The sequence below is a fragment of the Tabrizicola piscis genome, from assembly GCF_003940805.1.
In the GTDB taxonomy this organism is placed as follows: domain Bacteria; phylum Pseudomonadota; class Alphaproteobacteria; order Rhodobacterales; family Rhodobacteraceae; genus Tabrizicola; species Tabrizicola piscis.
In genome coordinates, this window is record NZ_CP034328.1 from 1414938 (window position 1) to 1434036 (window position 19099).

General features: G+C 64.7%; 19 protein-coding genes. 7 read left to right on the forward strand and 12 right to left on the reverse strand.

Translation table 11 applies throughout. The features are described from left to right. The first annotated feature begins 23 nt into the window (after positions 1-23). Genes EI545_RS06760 through EI545_RS06775 form a run of 4 tightly spaced genes read left to right on the forward strand, consistent with a single transcriptional unit; the run spans position 24 to position 4289 of the window. Entirely contained in the window at positions 24-725 is a 702-nt protein-coding gene (locus EI545_RS06760; protein WP_125324762.1) for an FCD domain-containing protein, read from the forward strand. Further along, positions 715-2097, forward strand: coding sequence for an MmgE/PrpD family protein (locus tag EI545_RS06765; RefSeq protein WP_125324763.1), 1383 nt, complete (start codon positions 715-717; stop codon positions 2095-2097). The genes EI545_RS06760 and EI545_RS06765 overlap by 11 nt, the downstream gene beginning before the upstream one ends. A gap of 60 nt (positions 2098-2157) precedes the next feature. Next, positions 2158-3528 carry an MmgE/PrpD family protein gene (locus EI545_RS06770; RefSeq protein ID WP_125324764.1) on the forward strand — a complete coding sequence of 457 codons (1371 nt, stop codon included), beginning with the start codon at positions 2158-2160 and terminating at the stop codon, positions 3526-3528. Further along, positions 3522-4289 (forward strand): sulfite exporter TauE/SafE family protein, encoded by a 768-nt coding sequence (locus EI545_RS06775; protein ID WP_125324765.1) that lies wholly within the window; start codon positions 3522-3524, stop codon positions 4287-4289. The genes EI545_RS06770 and EI545_RS06775 overlap by 7 nt, the downstream gene beginning before the upstream one ends. An 8-nt stretch (positions 4290-4297) precedes the next feature. Here the strand turns inward: EI545_RS06775 and EI545_RS06780 are convergent, their stop codons facing one another. Continuing rightward, positions 4298-5341 carry an AbrB family transcriptional regulator gene (locus tag EI545_RS06780; RefSeq protein WP_125324766.1) on the reverse strand — a complete coding sequence of 348 codons (1044 nt, stop codon included), beginning with the start codon at positions 5339-5341 and terminating at the stop codon, positions 4298-4300. 87 nt (positions 5342-5428) lie between these two features. Here EI545_RS06780 and EI545_RS06785 point away from each other — a divergent pair, with 87 nt between their 5' ends. From EI545_RS06785 to tcuB, 3 genes are read left to right on the forward strand one after another with little or no spacing between them, the layout of a single operon-like run. Then, positions 5429-6097 carry a GntR family transcriptional regulator gene (locus EI545_RS06785; protein WP_125324767.1) on the forward strand — a complete coding sequence of 223 codons (669 nt, stop codon included), beginning with the start codon at positions 5429-5431 and terminating at the stop codon, positions 6095-6097. Further along, the gene (gene tcuA / locus EI545_RS06790; RefSeq protein ID WP_125324768.1) at positions 6094-7485 is read left to right on the forward strand and encodes an FAD-dependent tricarballylate dehydrogenase TcuA; all 1392 of its coding nucleotides are present in this window, start codon (positions 6094-6096) and stop codon (positions 7483-7485) included. Before EI545_RS06785 ends, tcuA begins: the two co-directional genes overlap by 4 nt. Further along, positions 7475-8560 (forward strand): tricarballylate utilization 4Fe-4S protein TcuB, encoded by a 1086-nt coding sequence (tcuB, locus tag EI545_RS06795; RefSeq protein WP_125324769.1) that lies wholly within the window; start codon positions 7475-7477, stop codon positions 8558-8560. Before tcuA ends, tcuB begins: the two co-directional genes overlap by 11 nt. Here the strand turns inward: tcuB and EI545_RS06800 are convergent. The 11 genes from EI545_RS06800 to EI545_RS06850 form a co-directional block, all read right to left on the reverse strand. Next, positions 8557-9279 carry a DUF1868 domain-containing protein gene (locus tag EI545_RS06800; RefSeq protein WP_125324770.1) on the reverse strand — a complete coding sequence of 241 codons (723 nt, stop codon included), beginning with the start codon at positions 9277-9279 and terminating at the stop codon, positions 8557-8559. The two genes, tcuB and EI545_RS06800, sit on opposite strands and share 4 nt — an antisense overlap. Beyond that, the gene (locus tag EI545_RS06805; RefSeq protein WP_125324771.1) at positions 9276-10382 is read right to left on the reverse strand and encodes an ABC transporter ATP-binding protein; all 1107 of its coding nucleotides are present in this window, start codon (positions 10380-10382) and stop codon (positions 9276-9278) included. The genes EI545_RS06800 and EI545_RS06805 overlap by 4 nt, the downstream gene beginning before the upstream one ends. A 9-nt stretch (positions 10383-10391) precedes the next feature. Next, a complete protein-coding gene (locus EI545_RS06810; RefSeq protein WP_125324772.1) occupies positions 10392-11321 on the reverse strand; it encodes an ABC transporter permease subunit in 930 nt (309 codons plus the stop codon). Positions 11322-11333: 12 nt separating this feature from the next. Continuing rightward, positions 11334-12218 (reverse strand): ABC transporter permease subunit, encoded by an 885-nt coding sequence (locus tag EI545_RS06815; RefSeq protein ID WP_125324773.1) that lies wholly within the window; start codon positions 12216-12218, stop codon positions 11334-11336. Between the two features lie 71 nt (positions 12219-12289). Next, entirely contained in the window at positions 12290-13615 is a 1326-nt protein-coding gene (locus EI545_RS06820) for an extracellular solute-binding protein (RefSeq protein ID WP_216842502.1), read from the reverse strand. Positions 13616-13837: 222 nt separating this feature from the next. Further along, positions 13838-14671, reverse strand: coding sequence for a sugar phosphate isomerase/epimerase family protein (locus tag EI545_RS06825; RefSeq protein ID WP_245990319.1), 834 nt, complete (start codon positions 14669-14671; stop codon positions 13838-13840). An 81-nt stretch (positions 14672-14752) separates the two neighbouring features. Next, positions 14753-15409, reverse strand: a complete 657-nt coding sequence (locus EI545_RS06830; RefSeq protein ID WP_125324774.1) for an SOS response-associated peptidase — start codon at positions 15407-15409, stop codon at positions 14753-14755. Positions 15410-15475: 66 nt separating this feature from the next. Further along, positions 15476-15949: a YHS domain-containing (seleno)protein gene (locus EI545_RS06835; protein ID WP_125324775.1), complete on the reverse strand. Its 474-nt coding sequence runs from the start codon at positions 15947-15949 to the stop codon at positions 15476-15478. 165 nt (positions 15950-16114) lie between these two features. Then, positions 16115-16750 carry an NrsF family protein gene (locus EI545_RS06840; RefSeq protein WP_125324776.1) on the reverse strand — a complete coding sequence of 212 codons (636 nt, stop codon included), beginning with the start codon at positions 16748-16750 and terminating at the stop codon, positions 16115-16117. Then, on the reverse strand, positions 16747-17310 hold the full coding sequence (locus EI545_RS06845) for a sigma-70 family RNA polymerase sigma factor (protein WP_125324777.1): 564 nt from the start codon (positions 17308-17310) through the stop codon (positions 16747-16749). Before EI545_RS06845 ends, EI545_RS06840 begins: the two co-directional genes overlap by 4 nt. Positions 17311-17427: 117 nt before the next feature. Beyond that, positions 17428-19029: a bifunctional metallophosphatase/5'-nucleotidase gene (locus EI545_RS06850; protein WP_125324778.1), complete on the reverse strand. Its 1602-nt coding sequence runs from the start codon at positions 19027-19029 to the stop codon at positions 17428-17430. Positions 19030-19099 lie beyond the last annotated feature (70 nt).

Below are 19099 nucleotides of genomic sequence, written 5' to 3' on the forward strand. Positions count from 1 at the left end.
GTGGCCGGAACAGGGGAAGTGATATGTCAGAGCGTCCGCGGATCGATACGGCAGAGGCGCTGAAGGTGCTTCGGTCATCCTCGCTTGCCAAGGTCGTTCAGGCCGAGATCGAGACGATCATCCTATCCGGCACTTACACCGCCGGGGAAAAGCTGAACGAATCCGCCATCGCCGATCAGCTTGGCGTCAGCCGCGGCCCGGTGCGCGAGGCGTTTCAGGCCCTGCATGCCCGCGGGCTGGTCGAGATGATCCCGAATCGCGGCGTGTTCGTCCAGCGGATCACCAAGCATGACGCCGTCGCCATCTACGATGTGCGGGCGGGCATCTTCGGCACCGCCTGCCGCCTGTTGGCCGAACGGGTGACAACCACGCAGATCGCCGATCTGAACGCGCTTCTGGCCCAGATGGATGTGGCCGGTGCCCGGCGGGATCTTGAGGCCTACTTTCCCCTGAACATCGCCTTCCATTCGGCCATCGTGAACGGGACCGGCAACACCGTGCTGTCGGAAACCTACTTCGGGCTGGTCAGCCGTCTGCACCTGTTCCGGGCGCGCGGCCTTGTTCATGGCGGGGGCTTCGAAAACTCCAACATTGAACACCGCGCCATCGTGGCGGCGCTTGACGCCCGCGACCCCCGCGCCGCGTTCGAGGCAGGGTTTGCCCATGTGCAGGCCGGCAAGCAGCGTATCGTGACCTCAGGTGAAAGCGTGGCGGATGTCGCCTGATCTGACCCCCGGGCCTGCCATCGCCGAACGCTACAGCAGTTGGCTGGCCGGGCTGACCTTGGCCGACATCCCCGCACCAATGGCCGATGTGGCCAAGCTGGATCTGATTGACGCCGCGGGCCTCTGCGTGGCGGCGCGGGCTGAACCCTACATGCAGCAGATCCTGTCCTCGTGGGACGCTGAGGGGCCCTGCACAGCCATCGGCCATGGCCAGCGTCTGGACGCGGCGGGCGCGGCCCTTGCCAATGGTGTTGCCATCCATGGCGAGGATTTTGACGACACGCTGGAAGGCGCCCCAATCCGCGTTGGCGCGATGACGATCCCAGCGGCGCTTGCTGCGGCGGAACGGTTCGGCCTTTCCGGGGAACGGGCGTTTCTGGGGGTGGTCGCCGGGCTGGAAACGGTATGCCGGTTGAACCATGTGGCCCCGGGTGCCATCCACCGCGCAGGGTTCCACCCCGTTGGCGTGATCGGGGCCATGGGTGCTGCCGCGGCGGCTGGGGTTACCCTTGGGCTGAACGCCGGACAACAGGCCATGGCCTTCGGCATCGCCGGAAGCATGGCCTCAGGGATCCTCGAATACCTGTCGGAAGGCGCCTGGACCAAGCGGCTGCATCCCGGTTGGGCTGCGCAATCCGGCCTGAAGGCCGCCATCCTTGCCCGCAGCGGGTTCTTTGCTCCCCGCACCGTGCTGGACGGGCCACATGGGTTCTTCCATGCCTTCGCCCCAACCGCCGTGCCCGATTTCTCGCATCTTGAACGTGATCTGGGTCAGGACTGGTACGCCTCGCGCATCGCCTTCAAGCCATATGCCTGTGGCACGATGATCCACCCCTACATCGACTGCATGATCCGCCTTGCGGCCAAAGGCATCGACCCCGACCGCATCACCCGGATCGTCTGCCCGACAGGCGAAGGTCTGGTGCACCGCTTGTGGGAGCCGCTGGCCGGCAAGCATGCCCCGCCCTCGGGCTACGCCGCCAAGTTCTCGATGCCATTCTGCATGGCGGTGGGGTTCTTCGATGGCGACGCGGGCCTTGCCCAGTTCACCGATGCCAAGGCGAAAGACCCGCGCATTCTGCATCTGGCGCAGAAGATCAGCTACCAGATCGATCCAGCCAACGAATACCCGCGCAACTATTCCGGACACATCCGGGTGGAGATGGTGGACGGCGAAACCATCGCGCTTGACCAGCCGCATATGCGCGGCGGCCAGCATGAGCCGCTGACCGGGGATCAGATCAAGGCGAAGGCCGTCGCCAACTGCCAGCACGGCGGCTGGCCCGCTGACCGGGCAAGCGCGCTGATCGACTGGATGGCCGCATTGCCGCAACACCCAAGCCTCGCTGGCCTTGCCCGCTTCGGGGCCTGACCACGGCACAAGACGCGCCCATTAGACGCCCCGAGGGCGCTGCATGAAAAGGAACTCCCCATGACCGATGCCACCGTATCTGACCAGCTTGCCGACTGGATCGCCGGGTTTGAACTCGCCTCGGTCCCGCAAACCTCGGTTCAGGCCTGCGCTGACACGATCCTTGATACGGTCTGCCTGACCATCGCCGCCCTTGAAACGGATTACGGCAAATCCGTCCGCACTGCCTTTGCCGACCCGGGCACTGCCACCGTCTGGGGCACCGCCGAAGGCCGAGCGCCCGAGGCTGCGGCGGCGATCAATGGCACCTGCGGCCATGGTGAGGATTACGACAACACCTTCGAAGGCTGCCCGGTCCATTCCGGCGTCGTCATCATCCCCGCCCTGCTCGCCGCCGCTGAACGGCACGGGCTGTCTGCCGAAGACACCGCCCGCGGCATCATAGTCGGGATCGAGGTGATGTGCCGCCTTGGCCTTGTCGCCGACAAGGCGGTGCACAAGGCCGGGTTCCACCCCACCGCCGTGCTGGGCACGATGTCCGCTGCCGCAGGCATCGCCGCCGCCCTGCGGATGGACAGGACTGGTATCCGCAACGCGCTTGGGGTGGCGGGGTCGATGGCATCGGGCATCATCGAGTATCTGGCTGACGGCACCTCGACCAAGCGGCTGCATGCAGGCTGGGCGGCGCAGTCCGGCATGCGGGCGGCGGCACTGGGGCGCGCAGGCTTCACCGGCCCGGCTACGGTGTTTGAAGGATCGCACGGGTTCTTCTACGCCTTCTCCACCCCCCGCGCGACCGAGTTTGCCCCGCTGGTCGATGACCTTGGCAGCCGTTGGGAATCCTCCCGTCTGGCGTTCAAGCCCTTCGCCTGTGGCACGATGACCCAACCCTATGTCGACTGCGCCATTGACCTTGCCCGGCGTGGCATCCAGCCGGAACAGGTGCGGTCCATCACCTGCGAGGTGGGCGAAGGCACCGTCCACCGACTGTGGGAACCTCAGTCCCTGAAACAGCGCCCGCCCACCCCCTATGCCGCCAAGTTCAGCGGCCAGTATTGCTTGGCCGCAGGCTGGGTCTGGGGCGATGCGGGTCTTGCGCAGTTCACCGAAACCTCGGTCCGCGATCCCCGGGCGCTGGCCCTTGCCGCCAAGGTGAGCTTTGTCGTCGACCCCGCCAACGAATACCCGTCGAACTACACCGGCCATATCCGCGCCGAACTGATGGACGGCTCGGTGGTCGAATCCCGATCGCCCTGCCTGCGCGGTGGCGCCCGCGCGCCCCTGACCCGGGATGAGATCCTGACCAAGGCCCGCGCGAACCTTGCCTTCGCGGGCCGTGACCCCGCTGCTGCCACCAAAATTGCCGCCTGGGCTGACAGCCTGATGGCCGGGCGCGGGGTGGTTGACGTGACGGGCCTGCGTTTGTGCTGACCGAAGCCCAACTGCTGTCCGGCGCCATCTCACCGGGCATCGCGCTTGCCGGGATGGCGGTCTGCTTTGTTGCCGGGGTCCTCGGAGGCTTGTCGGGCTACGGCGCGGGACTGCTCGTCACGCTGTTCATCGCCCCCATCGTCGGGCCAAAGGCGCTGATCCCGATGATCTCGGTCCTGATGCTGATCAACAACGGCAGCCGGGTCTGGTTTTACCGCCACGCGCTGGACATGAAGACGGTCATCCGCATTTCCGTGGTCGCCCTGCCCATGGCATGGATCGGCGCGCAGCTTTATGTACGGCTGGATTCTGCCATCATCCAGATCGTGCTGGGGGTGGTGCTGATCCTGTCCGTTCCCCTGCGACGCATGCTGGCGCGGGCCCAGATCACACCCGGCCCGATCGGCATGTATGCCGTCGGCGGAATCTTTGGCTTTCTGTCGTCGCTGATCGTGGGCGCAGGAATGCTGATCGTGCCACTGCTGATGGGCATGGGCTATGCCGGGGCAGCACTCCTCGCGACCGATGCCGCGATTGCCGTCAGCGTGAACCTGTTCAAGGCCATCGTCTTCGGCGCCCTTGATGCGCTCAGCCTGCAGCATTTCGTGCTGGCACTGGTCCTTGGTGTCTGCACCATCCCCGGCACCGCCTGTGCTGCATGGATCATGCGCCGCACCAGCCTGCGGCTCCATACCTTCCTGATCGAGGGGCTAATCCTTGTCGGGGGCACTTCGATGATCTTCGGGGCTTTCGGCAGCTGACCCCGGCGTCAGCCTTTGTCACGGTTGCGACGGGCGATGATCCCCGCTGCAATCGGCGCACCAAGGATGACCAGCACGATCCGCACCAGATGGTGCAGGATGACAAACCCAAGGTCCGCCCCGGCGACAACGGCAAGCACCGTCATCTCGGCCTGCCCGCCCGGCGCGAAGGCCAAGAATACCTCCACCGGTTCGGCAATCCCCATCAGGGTCACGATCTCGGTAAAAGCCGCCGCCAGTGCTGCAAGGATCAGCACGAAAGCAAAGCCCGACAGCACGAACGACCGCAGCTCGCGCAGCGTCACGCCCACATAATGCACCCCGATGCCCATGCCGATGAACAGTTGCGCAAACAGGATCGCTTCGGCCGGTGGGCGGACATGGATGACCCCGCTCAGCGTCAGCGCCGCCGTCACGATCATCGGTCCAAGGATGGACGCGCCGAACAGCCCCAGCCGCTCCCCCCCCTTCCAGCCCACCAGCGCCGCGGCCGCCATCAGGCCCAGCTCCCACAGGGGCAGCTCTCGGATCGGGGCACCCATGGCCCCGGTCAGCGTGGCCCCGTAAAGCCCCGTCATGATGAGGGGGGCCACAGCCACAATGGCCAGCACCCGCGTCGCGTGGATCAGCGACAGCGCTCGCACATCGCCCCCCGCCTCTTTCCCGAAGGTCACCATATCCTGCAACCCGCCGGGCATCGCCGCATACCACGCCGTTGCCGGGTCGTACCCCAGCCGGCGAAAGAACGGGACACCAACCAGCCCGATCAAGGCAACGTAGATAGGCACCAGGACAACGCTGCCCGCCATCTGCGGCAGCTGCCCCATAACCTCGGGCGTGATGGAGGATCCGACCGCCACGCCAAGGATCGTCCGCGCGGCGGATGAGATCGGCCCCATCCCCTTCAGCGGTGCCCCGGCAAGGGCGGCAATCAGGCAGGCGGCCATCGGACCGAACAGGAACGGCAGGGGCAGGCCCATCCACTGGAACGCGACAGCTCCCAGAACAGCCAGGGCAAACGTCGCCAGTCGGTGCCGCAGCAGGGTGGACATGCGGGTTTCCCTTGTCTGCCTGTATCAGCTTGTCTTTCTGTATCCAGATGTATACTTCTGGATGCAAGACAGCAAGCGAGTCCTTCGATGACCGAAACCGACGGCCCGCCGCAGGGCCACTTCGCCTATCGCCAGCTACTGGACGACATCCGCAGCGGTGCCCTGCCCCCCGGTGCGCGCCTGCGTGAAACCGATCTTGCCGCCCGGCTTGGCATCAGCCGGACCCCCGTGCGCGAAGCCATCCGCCAGCTCGAGGCGGACGGGCTGGTCATCCACCTTCCCCGTCAGGGGGCCACGATCCGCAGCCTCGACTACGCCGAGGTGATCGAGCTTTACGAGATGCGTGCCGTCCTGGAAGGCACCGCTGCGCGTCTGGCCGCCCGGTCAGCCTCGGACGTGGAACTGGCGGAGCTTGCCGCCCTGAACGCCGAACTTGCCGCCGCTGCTACCAGCCAGCACGCACAGGAACTGAACCGCCAGTTTCACATGCTGCTCCTGGATGCCGCGCGAAACCGCTTTCTGATCAAGTCGATCAACGCGCTGCAAAAGACCCTGCTCATCCTTGGCCCGACCACCCTGACTGACACCGCCCGCGCGGCCGAGGCGGTGTCCGAACATGCCGCCATCCTGCGCGCCCTGTCTGCGCGTGATGAAGCCGCCGCCGAGGCGGCCATGCGGGCCCATATCTCTGCCGCGATGGCAGTCAGGATCAGGGCCATGCGCAGCCGTCCGGCCCTCTTGGGGGATGAACCATGAAGGACTGGCCCGAAACCTTCGACATCGCCATCGTCGGTGGCGGCAACGCCGCCCTCTGCGCCGCCATCACTGCGGCTGAGGCCGGGGCAACTGTCCTGATCCTTGAAGCCGCACCCCTACCCTATCGCGGCGGCAACTCGCGCCACACCCGCAACTTCCGCTGCATGCACCGCGGGCCCCTGTCGGTGCTGATCGACAGCTATGAGGAAGAAGAATACTTCCACGACCTGATGCTGGTGACCAAGGGCAAGACCGACGAAGGCCTTGCCCGTATGGTCATCCGCGCCTCCGAAGCCTGCCTGCCTTGGATGGAGGCGCATGGCGTCCGCTTCCAGCCCTCATTGTCGGGAACCCTGTCGCTGGGCCGCACGAACGCCTTCTTTCTTGGCGGCGGCAAGGCGCTGGTCAACGCCTATTTCAACACCGCCACCGACCTTGGCGTGAAGGTCGCCTATGAGGCCGAAGTGCGCCACGTCCACCGCGAAGCTGACCGGATCACCCATCTTGAGGTGACCGTGGCAGGCCAGCCCGTCACCGTGCGGGCCAAGGCCTTCGTCCTCGCTTCGGGCGGGTTTCAGGCCGATCTCGACTGGCTTGCCCGCGCCTGGGGGCCAAGCGCGCGCAACTTCCTGATCCGCGGCACGCCCTACAACCGGGGTGTCGTCCTGCGCGACATGCTGGATCAGGGCGCCGAAAGCGTGGGCGACCCCACCCAATGCCACGCCGTCGCCATCGACGGCCGCGCGCCAAAGTTCGACGGTGGCATCGTCACCCGGCTGGACTGCGTGCCCTTCTCCATCGTCGTCAACCGCGACGGCGAACGCTTCCATGACGAGGGTGAGGATGTTTGGCCCAAGCGCTATGCGATCTGGGGCCGCCTTGTGGCAGCGCAGCCCGATCAGGTGGGCTTTTCCATCATCGATTCCAAGGCGATTGACCTGTTCATGCCGTCCGTCTTTCCGCCCATCAAGGCCGACACCATCGAAGGACTGGCCAGCTTGATGGGCCTTGACCCCGCCACCCTGCGGCGCACGGTCGATGGCTTCAACGCCGCCTGCCAGCCGGGCACGTTCCATCCAACCGAACTTGACGGGTTGCGCACCAAGGGCCTCAACATCCCGAAAACCAACTGGGCCCGACCAATCGACACCGCCCCGTTCTACGGCTACCAGCTGCGCCCCGGTGTGACCTTCACCTATCTCGGGCTCAAGGTCGACGACCGCGCCCGCGTGCATGGCACCGACGGGCCAATCCAGAACCTTTGGGCAGCGGGTGAGATCATGGCCGGCTCCATCCTTGGCCAGGGCTATCTTGCCGGTTTCGGCATGACCATCGGCACCGTCTTCGGACGCATCGCAGGCAAGGAGGCCGCAGCCCATGTCGCTTGACCACACGGCCGAGGCCCGCCGCCAGATCGAGATTTGCAATGCCTGCCGCTACTGCGAAGGCTATTGCGCCGTCTTTCCCGCCATGACCCGGGAAAAGGCCTTTTCGGACGGGGACCTGACGCATCTGGCCAACCTGTGCCACAACTGCCGGGGCTGCTATTACGCCTGCCAGTACACCGAACCCCACGAATTCGCCCTGAACCTGCCCGCCGCGCTGGCGGAAGTACGGGTGGAAAGCTGGGAACGCCTGATCCGCCCGCAGTCCTTTGCCCGGCTGTTCCAGCGCCACGGCGTCGCGATGACCGGCCTTCTGGTGGCGATGCTGGCCGCATTCTTCTGGCTTCTGGCCGCGCTGAAGCCAACCTCGGGCGAAGGCTTCTACGCCTATCTCGCGCATGGCACGATGGTGACGATCTTTGTCCCTGCCTTCGTTCTGCCCCTCGCCCTGATCGCCGCCGCCCTGCGCCGCTACTGGGTAGAGGTTGACGGCGGCCGGGTCACATGGGCCCATCTGCGCCGCGCCCTGCAAGACGCGGCCCAGCTGCGCAACCTGTCCGGCGGCCAAGGTCAGGGCTGCAACTTCGAAGAAGGCGACCGTTATTCAGACCGCCGCCGCATGGCACATCACCTGATGATGTATGGCTTTCTCCTGTGCTTCGCCTCCACCTCCAGCGGCACCATCATGCACTACGCCTTCGGGTGGGAGGCCCCCTATCCCTTGCTGTCCGTCCCGAAACTTCTGGGCGTGCCGGGCGGCCTGATGATGGTGGTGGGGACGGTCTATCTGGTCTGGCTGAAGCTCAAGGCCGACCCCGCGCTTGGCGCTCCCCGGGTCTGGGGCGGCGAGATGGCCTTTGTCCTCCTCCTCGGCGCTGTCGCGGCAACCGGCCTTCTGCTTTACGCAGCCACCGGCACCGGCCTGCAAGCGCCCTTGTTGGCCATCCATCTGGCCACCGTGATGACCTTGTTCCTGCTGATGCCGTTTTCCAAGATGGTCCACGGCTTCTTCCGCCTTGCCGCCCTCGTGGTCGAGGCGAAGAAGTCCCAGAAGGCACCGCAGGGCGAAATGGCCTAAGGCGTTCCCAATTGGCGCAGTGGCCGAAACAGGTGCATGTCGTCAAAGGTGCAGAACTCGATCCTGCCAAGCGCGATCTCCGGCGCGCGCGCTTGTAGGCGGTCAAACACCCGCTCGGACAGGTCGATCACCGCTTCGGCCTCGGCCTCCGTCAACCAGCGCAGCGGGTAGGCAAGCGTCACATGGAACCCGTAGCTGGCAAAATCCGGCCGCCTGATCCCGGTCGCATCGCTCAGCAACTGGCGACTTTCTCGCAGACTGGCCTCATCCTCCGGCGTCGCTCCGGTCACGGCAAGCGAGTAGCCACCAAAGATTGCCACGGGCCGAATGCGATGCGCTGCGGGCATCGGCAAAGGTATCACAGCGTCCAGGAACCGGTCCGTCACCGCATCAAGCGCCAGATCATTTGCCACCCCCTGAGGCCAGCGCGCATCCATGCGGCCCGCGTCAACCACCCCTTCAAACACCGTCATGTGGAAGCTGGAGGGGGGCAGAAAGCTGAACGCCCCGGCCCAAGGACCGGCCTGCAGGGCAAGGCTTGCCTCGCGCAGGGCTGCATGTGCCTCGCCTTCGGGCGGAATGTGGCACAGGAAGGTGTTGCCGGGAAAGGGCAGCACCGCGCCGCTTGGGTCAAACTTCTGTCCCACCGCCGCGGGTCGCGGTCCAGCCGCGCCGGACCCGGTCAACTTCGCAAGGGCTTCCGCCCGATCCAACGTCATGCCAACTCACCCACCGTCTCATCCGCAAGCTGCCGCACAAGGCTCCGCCCGCTTGGCCCGTCAAACACATGCAGCGCGGATGGCGCAAAGGCCAGCCCGACTTTCTGCCCCTCGGCCAGTTGCAGCTTGCTATCCATGACCACGCCAACCGGGATATCCTCGATCAGCAGATGATAGACCCGGGCTGATCCCAATTCTTCAAAGAACAGGAAGCTTGCCCCCAGCGCCCCCTGTGCCACCGGCACGATCGACAGCCGCTCTGGCCGCAGCCCGATCTGCACCAATTGCCCCGGCGCGGCCTTGAAGGTCTGCGCAATCGTCACCCGCTGCCCGTCGGCCAGAAGGACCGACCGGCCATCCCCCGCCACCGTTCCCGGCAGGATGTTCATCGCCGGGCTGCCCACGAACCCCGCGACGTAAAGCGAGGCGGGGTGTTCGTAAATCTCTTCCGGGGTGCCGATCTGTTCGATGGTGCCCCTGTTCATGATCACCAGCCGGTCGGCCAGCGTCATCCCTTCATGCTGGTCATGGGTGACAAAGACCGAGGTCGCCTTGATCTGGTTATGGATCCGCCGGATCTCATGCCGCATCTGCACCCGCAGCTTGGCGTCAAGGTTTGACAGCGGCTCGTCGAACAGGAACACTTGGGGCTCGCGGATGATGGCGCGGGCCATCGCCACCCGCTGGCGCTGGCCGCCCGACAACTGCCCCGGCTTGCGGTCAAGAAAGTCCGCCAGCCCCACCGATTTCGCCGTCGCCGCCACCCGCGCCATCCGCTCGGCCTTCGGCACCCCCGCCACCTTCAGCGCATAGCCGATGTTTTCGGCCACCGTCATATGCGGATAAAGCGCGTAGTTCTGGAACACCATCGCGCAGCCCCGCTCCCGCGGTTCCAACTTGTTCACCACCTCGCCCGCAATGGCGATCTCTCCCCCCGTGATCTCCTCCAGCCCGGCGATCAGGCGCAGAAGGGTAGACTTCCCGCAGCCCGATGGCCCAAGGATCACCACGAATTCGCCATTCCGGATCTCCAGATTGACACCCTCCATGATCGTGGTCTTGCCATAGGTCTTGGCGACGTTGCGGATGCTGATTTCGGCCATGGGGTGCCCCTACTTGTCAGTGTTGATCAGGCCGCGCACGAACCAGCGCTGCATGAGAATGACGATGGCAATCGGCGGCAGCATCACGACCAGCGTCGCCGCCATCGCCAGATGCCAAGTCGGCGTCCCGCCGCCGGTGGTCAGCTGGTCGGGCACAAGGTCGGAAAGCTGCACCACGACCATCCCGTAATTCGCCCGGTCAGTGACGACGAGCAAAGGCCAGAGATACTGGTTCCAGGCATAGACGAACATGATCGTCGCCAAGGCCGCGATGTTGGTCTTGGACAGCGGGATCAGGACATCCCACAGAAACCGCAAAGGCCCCGCCCCATCCATCCGCGCGGCCTCGACCAGCTCATCCGGGATAGTCAGGAAGAACTGACGATAGAGGAACGTGCCGGTGGCGGTGGCGACCAAGGGCAGGATCAGCCCGGTGTAGGAGTTGAGGAGGTTCCACTCCAGCGCCACCTCCACCCCCGACAGCATGGCGATCAGCCAGCTGATCCCCGTCCAGTCCATGATGGTCTGAAACGGCGTCAGCGCGTTGGCGGCCACCGCGTAGGTGGGCACGATCCGCACCTCCAACGGCAGCATCAGGGTGATGAAGATCATCCAGAAGATCAGCATCCGGCCACGGAAGTTGAAGAACACCAGCGCGAAGGCGGTGATGCAGGCCAGCGTGATCTTGCCCACCACGACCCCCGTCGCCACGATCAGGGTGTTCACGAACTTCGGCCCGAAGTCCGATTGCGCCCAGGCCTCGCGCAGGTTGACGAAAAGCTGATCCCCCGGCCAGAACTCCACCGGGGCGGAGTTTACTGCCTGCAAGGTCTGCGTGGCGGCCACGAAGGCCAGCCAGATCGGCACCAGAATGATCACCAGCCCAAAGCCAAGGATCACATGGGTCGCGATGTTCAAAAGTGGCGTGCGTTCGATCATGGGCAGACCCCCTCAGGTGTAATGCACGCGCCGCTCGACATAGCGGAACTGCACGAAGGTCAGCGCCATGACGAGAAGCATCAGGATGATGGATTGGGCAGCGGCACCCGAGTAATCAAAGCCCCGGAACCCGTCGGTATAGATCTTGTAGACCATCAGGTCCGTGGCCCGGAACGGCCCGCCTCCCGTCAGGGTGTCGACGATGCCGAAACTGTCGGTGAAGCTGTCGGTGATGTTGATGACCAGCAAGAAGAAGAAGGTCGGCGTCAGCAGCGGCAGCTGCAGGTCCACCATCCGGCGCAGGGGGCGGGCGCCGTCCATCGCCGCCGCCTCGGTCAGGCTGCGGGGGATGGATTGCAGCGCGGCAAGGAAGAAGACAAAGCTGTAGGCCACCTGCTTCCACGCGCCTGCGACCACGATTGCCGTCACCGCCTGCCACGGATACTTCGACAGGTCCCACCAGCCGGGGGCGATGGTGTTGATGTAGCTGAAGATGCCAGCCCCGGGGTTGAAGACGAACTGGAACGCAAGACCCACCGCAGGGGCTGCCACCGCATAGGGCCAGATGATCGCCACGCGGTAAGCCTTGTACCCCGCCAGCTGCCGGTCCACGAACACCGCCAGGACCAGCGCCATGGTCATCGCAAGCACCGTCGTCGCCAGCGCATAGATCACCGACACCCGGACCGATCCCCAGTAGTAAGGGTCGCTCAGCACCTTGCGGAAGTTGTCGAACCCCACCCAGGTATTGCCGCCGCCCCAGGGCTGCTCCAGCGTGAAGGCCCAGTAGAGTGCTTGCGCCGAGGGCCAGTAGAAGAACACGAAAATGATCAGCAGCTGCGGTGCCAGCAGGGCGGCAGCAATCCAGCTGAACTTGAAATAGGCGCGGCGCATCATGCCTCCGGTCGGCAGGGAAACAGACGCGGCGGCCTCCCGCCGCGCCCGATTTTTCGCAGAAAGATCGTTCCTTACGGGAAGGACTTGCCCGCATACGTCTGGGCAAAGCGCTTCAGCTGGTCATTGCCGCGCGCCACGGCGGTATCCAGCGCCTCTTGCATTGTCTTCTGACCGGCAAGGGCGGCCTCAACCTCGGCCTGCCATTCGGCACGAATCTGGATCATGCCACCCAGACGGATGCCACGGGTCAGCGGCGTCGGCTCGCTCCAGGTCAGCGACTTCATCGCGATGTCACGGTTGATGAAGGGCTCCTTGGCATAGAAACCTTCGGCCAGCAGCGCGTCATAGGTCGATTTCGTGACCGGGATGTAGCCCGAGTTTTCCAGCAGGAACTGCTGTTCTTCCTTGGTGGCAAGGAAGGCCAGATAGTTCGCCGCCGCCAGATATTCGTCGTCTGTCTTGCCCGACAACACCCAAAGCGAGGCGCCGCCGACAACGGTGTTCTTGCGCTCCACGCCCTCATAGGTCGGGATGATCTGCACGTCCCAGCCGAAGGCCGGGGTCAGCTTGTGGATCGTGTTATGGTCCGCGATCGACGAGAAGAAGACCGAGCATTCGCCCTCGACAAAGCTGTCGCGCGCGGTCTTGCCAGCGGCCTGCGTGCGCAGCATCGCATAGCCTTCACCCAGCCAGCGCTGGACATCTTCCATGTAACGGACATGCAGCGTGGTGTTGAACAACAGCTCGGTGTCCAGCCCGTCATAGCCGTTGTTGTTCGACGCGACCGGCACGTTATGCGCCATCGAGAACTGCTCAAGGTCGATCCAGGACGAAGGCGCATAGGCCAGCCCGCAAGCCTGACCGCTGGCCTTCAGCGCCTTGAACGCCTCTTCCATCCCTTCCCAGGTGATCGGAGCTTCGGTGATCCCGGCCTTGGCGAAATGGTCCTTGTTGAAATAGTAGACCGGGGTGGAAGAGTTCCACGGCATCGAGAAGAACTCACCCGAGGTCGAAGAATAGTAGTTGGCGATCCCGGGGAAATAGTCGGCCCAGTCCACCGCCACGCCGGTGTCGGCCATCAGCTGCGTCACCGGATAGAACTCGCCCGACAGCATCAGGTCGGCGGTCCCGGCGTCGAAGGATTGCAGCAGCGTCGGGTGCTTGCCCGCACGGAAGGCGGCGATGGTGTTCTGCACGGCCTTGTCATAGCCGTCCTGGCCAACGCAAACCGCCTCATACAGGTCCTGGCTTGCGTTGAAGCGGTTGCAGGTCTCGGCCACGACGGCGCCAAGATCGCCGGTCAGGCCGTACCAGTATTCGAATTTGATCTTCTCGGCATGGGCGGTTCCGGCAGTGGCCAGAAGCACCATGGCAGTGGTCGCCAGCTTGAATGTCATCGTCCCTGTCTCCGTGAAAAGGGGGCCACAGGCAGCCTGCGGCATGGGGGGCAGATGCCAGCGAAACATGACAGAAGGTTGATGGCTGAGTGAATATTTTGTTAGCTATAACAAGCGCTTGCCGACCAATCGCAAAGACGGCGCAAGGCTTGCCTTGCACCGTCCTGCACTGTGCTTTGTGTCAGGCCCCGACCCGGGCCCGACGCAGACCCATCATGCGCGTCAGCGCGCCAGCCCAAGCGCTTCCAGATGGCGGGCCGAAGGGATCACCCCCGCCTTGTCCCGCAGCTCAAGGATCAGGCGCGGGTTGGCCCCGGTTTCCGCAATCGCCTTGAAGACTGCAGGCCACAGGATCGTGCCATGCCCGATCTGCCAATGCCGGTCGGCAAAACCATCAGCGTCCTGCAGATGCACATGGCCCAACCGGTCCCCCGCCGCGCGGATGAAGAAGTCGACCGGCGGACCCCCGGTGGACCCATGCGCATAATGCGCATGCCCGGTGTCGACCGAAAGCGCCAGCGCCTGCCAGTCCAGCGCCTCGCACAGGGCGGCGCGGTCGGCGGGGTCGATGTCCTCGATATTCTCCAGCATCAGGGTCACGCCCATGTCCGCGGCCCGGCTCAGCACCGGTGCCAGCGTCTCGCGCGCCGCCTCGACCGTCCGGGTGGCGTCTTTCGGGTACAGCCCGCGATGATTGTAGCCCCATGTCGTGAAGGGCGAATGGATCACCACATGCGTCCCCTTGACCGCCGCGCAGACATCCAGCGCCTGCTGGAACCGACGGGTCACGATCTTGCGCACTTCGGGTTCGTAGGACGCGATGGTGAAGCCCCAGAAGGGCCCGTGGATGCCAAGACGCCCCGCATGCCCATCCAGCAGCCGGACCGTATCGGCGGCAAGGTCAGACCAGTCGCCATCAAGGACTTCGGCGTCGACAAAGGCCTGAAGCTCCAGATCGCGCGGCGCTTCCAGCAGCCAGTCGCGGTGGGCGGCAAGGTCTTCGTGCCCAAGGGCGGCACCAAGGATCGGCAGGTCAGGGGTTGGGTGGGACATCATCTCTTTCCGCTAAAGTTGCGGGTCAGACCTGCCAGCGAATTGTAACGCGCCCGTTATCGGTGGCTGGAACTTCCGTGACAGTCAGGCTGCCACCGGCTGAATCAACTCCGGCCCCGCCGCGCGGTTGGAGTTGACGGCCGTCGACACCCGCACAGGCGGGTTCATCACACCCTCGGCCAAGGGCTTCATCAGCACCGCAGCGCCATGCCCCGCCTCGCCCAGCCAAAGCGGCCAGTCCGCGCGCTCCAGCACCACGGCCTCGCGGTGGTGCAGCCCGGCCATCGAAGGTCCGGCATCGGTCGACACGATGGCCACCGTGTCCACATCCTGCCAACGCTGCCAGATCCCGGCCAGCGCCATCGGCTGCCCATCCGCCCGCGCAAAATACCACGGCAGCTTCTCGCCCTTGTCGCCCGTGCTCCATTCATAGAACCCGCTGGCCGGGACGATGCAGCGCCGGGTCCGCACAGCCTCGCGGAAGGCGGGCTTTGTCGCCACCGTGTCGGACCGCGCGTTGATGATCAGCGGCCCGTCGTTCGGGGCCTTGTACCAGCCGGGGATGAACCCCCAGCGCATCGCCCGCAGCCGGCGCTGCCCGGCGTCCGAGGTGACGACAGCCACCGTATTCGTCGGACAGACGTTGAAGTTCGGTCCCACCGGCAGATCATTCCCCGGCACGGCATCAAACAGCGCCGCCAGCGCCTCATTCGGGTGGGTGATGGTAAAGCGGCCGCACATCCGGGCAGGATGACGGGCGACCGCCGGGTGGGCAAGGGGTCTTGGACACCCCTTGCCCGGGGGGTGTCACAGCTTGTCAGCCTCGGTCGCGTAGATGCGCTTCCAGTTGGATTCACCCTTGTCGATGACGGTGGCCGTGTCCTTCAGGAACAGGTCCTTGTGCGCCTTTTCCGAACTGTTGAGGTAAAGTTGCCCGTCCACAATGGCAAAGAACTCTGGCAAGGTCGGCACCTTCTTGCCCTTCGACGCCCCCGCCGAACACCAGCCGCCATAGGCCGGGGCATATTTGGCCGGATCGGCGGCAAACATGTCCCGGTTCTCGGCCGAAGCAAAGCTCCAGGTAACGCCCTGATAGTCGGCGGTATAGGCAGCATCGCCCGGCGTCGGGGCACCGACGGTATGATAGGCGACCACGTCATAGCCATTCGCGGCAGTGCCTTCAGTCAGGAAATGTTCGTCTTCGGCAAATGCAGCCATCGGTGTCGCAAGACCAAGCAGGATCGCAGTCATGCGGAGTGTCAGGGGGCGGAAATGGATCATCGGTCTCTCCCGTCAGAAAGGTGTTGCACGTCTACCGGCACGATCGCCGGGCGGCGTGGCGCGTCACGTCGGACGCTGCATCCGGTCATCCGTTTCCGGGCCCAGAAGGTTACGACCATTGCAAGCGACCGACACAGGCGTGACCCACCCGTGATCGCCGCGTGATCACCAGCGCAGCGCGCGCGGCCCCACCGCTGCGCCCAAGGCCGTCGCCAGCACGACGCCAAGCGTGTACCAGACCGCCACAAACGTCAGCGCGCCCTCGGTGCAGCCCAGCGAATAGGCAACGGCGGCCAAAGCCCCCGCCGCCAGCCCGGCCGCAGCCCCGGTCAGCCGCAGCCGTGTCGGGGCCAGAAGCCGTGCGCCCCGCAACATGGCGACCAAGGCGGGGACCGAAAGGGCAAGGATCGCCACCGGACACGTCGGGGATGAGCTACCGAAAACCTGCGCTGGCCAATCTTCCGCAGGCAATCGCAGCACTCCCCAAAGCCCAACTCCCATGGCGGCCGCCAAAGCGGTCAAAAGAATGCCAAACGGAAGCGCCACACCACTCCCCGGCCGCCCAAGCCGCCGCAGCAACAGGATGCCTGCAATCGTCAGCACCCCCCCATAGATCAGTTTCTGGACAGTGCTGCTGATGACCCAGCCTTGCAGCGGCACAAAGCCCAGCGTGGCCCAGACGGCTGCCGCCATCACCGGCAGGGCCATCGCCACCCCCAGCATCAGCTGGCGACCATCGCCTGCCGCTTCGGCTGAACCGGCCCCTTTGGCCAGAAGTTCGATCAGCTCGTCGGTTTTCAAGGCTCTGACCTCGCCACCTGCATCAGGCGCTGCAACCCGCGATGGACGCGCACCTTCAACGTCGAAACCGTGATCCCCATCGCTGCAGCCGCCTCATCGGTCGAAAGCCCCTGCACTTTGACCAGCTCGATCGCCTGCCGCTGGCCCAAAGGCAAAGCGTCCAGCAACCGGCCCAGATCGCGCCGGGCAAAGGACGCCGCCACACCCTCGCTGTCGGCATCGGCCTCGATCTCCAGACCGTCCAGCGGTTCCGGATGGCCCCGGCGGCCCCGGCGGCCCCGGCGGCGATATAGGTCCGTCAGACGATAGCGCGCAATCGCATGGACCCAGTTCGAGACCGGCAGCGACGGGTCATGCGTGGCCCGCTTGAGGTGGATCGCGAGAAGGGTTTCCTGCACCATATCCTCCACATCATCGGGCAAACCGACCATCCTCGGCCGGACATAGGCACGCAACCGCAGCGCAATGACCGACAGGGCCGCCCGATAGGCAACCTCATCCCCGTCCCGCGCTGCCTGCCACAGCGGCGCCAGCCGTCGCTCGAACTCTTCTGTCACCATCCTGCCGGCGTTGCCTGCCTTTCGTACGCGCGAGGTCGCCCAAAGGTTACATCATGCGAAAAAAATGGCGGGTCGTTTAACACACCCCGCCATCCGTTTTGCCAGCTAAGGCTGCGCTTACTTCCGGGTGATCCGCCCGTCGGTCATCGGCGTGTAGGGGCCGATCTTGGCCATGTATTCCGCGGTCACATCGGCAAGGTCCGGCCCGAAGTCATAGGCATTGGCCGCATCGACAAACATCCGGTATCCGTCACCGCCACCCCGGACATAGTTGTTGGACACCACCTTGTAGGTCGCCGCCGGGTCAATCGGACCCCAGGCATCGCCCCCCACCAGCACCATCACATCGCTGACCCGCGATCCCGCCGGCTGCGCCGGATCGAAGGTGTACTTCAGGCCGGCCACCTGGGCAAAGCGGCCCGCGCCCTCCTCAAGCTGGCTCACGCCATTTTCCAGCGCCGTAACGATGGTTTCGCCGGTCACCTCAAAGGTGGACAGCGTGTTCTGGAACGGCAGGACCGACAGCACCTCTCCCATCGTGACCGGCCCGGCGTCGATGCTGGACCGCACGCCGCCGCCGTTCTGAATGGCGATGGTCACGCCCTGATCCGCCACCCGGTCCAGCATTGCCTCGGCGATCAGGTTGCCCATCGGGCATTCCACCGCCCGGCACGTCTCGCGACTGCCGTCGATATCGGCGGTGCTTTCGGCCACCACCTTGTTCTTCAGCTCTTCGATGGGCGCGCCCATTTCCTTGACCCGCGCTTCGATTTCCGGGTCGGGGACGACACTGGCATCCAGCAGGATCGTGTCGCCTTCGGCGAACTTCAGGTTCCCGGCGTCATCGAAGGTCAGCTCCAGATGACCGACATATTTGGAATAGGCATAGGCCTGCACCACCGGAACCAATGCCCCGTTCTGCCCATCAACCCAGGTTGGATAGGGCCCGCCCCGCTTGGGGTCGGTCGCGGACAACAGCGTGTGCGAATGGCCACCCACAACCGCATCCAGACCGGGCACGGCAGCGGCAATGTCCATGTCCTTCTTGTAGCCGACATGGTTCAGCGCGATGATCTTGGTCACGCCTTCCGCCTCAAGCGCTGCGACATCCGCGCTCAGGCTGTCGATCTCATCCTGAAAGATCACGTTTGGCCCGGGGCTGGAGGTATCGACCGTATCCGTCGCAAGGGCCGAGATGATGCCGATCTTCTCGCCCCCGACCTCCAGCACCACATGGTTCTGGACCCGCCCGGCCAGCACATTCGACTGGCTGACGTCGGTGTTGCCGCTGATGACGGGAAAGGTCACCTTGTCGAGGAAGCTCGCCAGCCCCTCCGGTCCGTCGTCAAACTCATGGTTCCCCACGGCCATCGCGTCGAACCCGATCTTTTCCATGAACTCAGCCTCGGCCGCGCCTTTGTAGGTCGTGTAGAACAGGCTGCCCTGAAACTGGTCACCCGCATCCAGAACGATGACGTTCTGCCCTTCCGCGATCAGCCCGTCGCGCAGTTCCTTGATCTTGGTCGCCACCCGGGCAACGCCCCCGAAACACTTGTTCTCTGCCGCATCCTCAGCCGAGCAGGTGCTGTCAAACGCATTGATATGTTCAATCCGGCTGTGCAAGTCGTTGATGTGAATGACATGCAGCGTGTAATCCGCCTGCGCCATGCCAGACGAAAGCGCAACCACGGCGCTGGTAAGGAAAAGTGCCCGCATCATAAGCTCCCTTATTGGTTGATACCCAAACCTGCCTTTGCAGCCGCGCAGAGTCAAAGCCTTGTCGCACCCG